The following is a 320-nucleotide window of genomic DNA, read 5'->3' as shown; positions in this document are numbered from 1 at the left end:
CGCCGACTTCGACGCGGAATTCTTCGGCATCTCACCCCGCGAAGCACTGGCCATGGACCCCCAGCAACGCCTCCTGCTGGAAACAGCATGGGAGACCATCGAACGCGCGGGCATCGACCCCACCACCCTGCACGGCACCCGCACCGGCGTCTTCGCGGGCATGGCCGGGACCGACTACGCCACGGCCACAATGCCGTCGACCGTCGAAGGGCACGTTCTCACCGGCAACGCCACCAGCGTCGCGTCCGGCCGCCTCGCCTATACCTTCGGGTTCGAGGGACCGACTCTGACGGTCGACACGGCGTGTTCGTCGTCGCTGG

The 320-nt window shown here is 68.1% G+C and carries 1 protein-coding gene; it reads left to right on the top strand.

The genetic code is table 11. The features are described 5' to 3' along the window. On the top strand, positions 1–320 hold a 320-nt coding region (locus RKE29_RS30675), incomplete at both ends, for a polyketide synthase (RefSeq protein WP_312008941.1).

The sequence above is a fragment of the Streptomyces sp. B1866 genome, from assembly GCF_031932565.1.
Taxonomy (GTDB): Bacteria; Actinomycetota; Actinomycetes; order Streptomycetales; family Streptomycetaceae; genus Streptomyces.
Note: the sequence above shows the minus strand (reverse complement) of the source record. Positions and strands in the feature narration are given on the sequence as shown.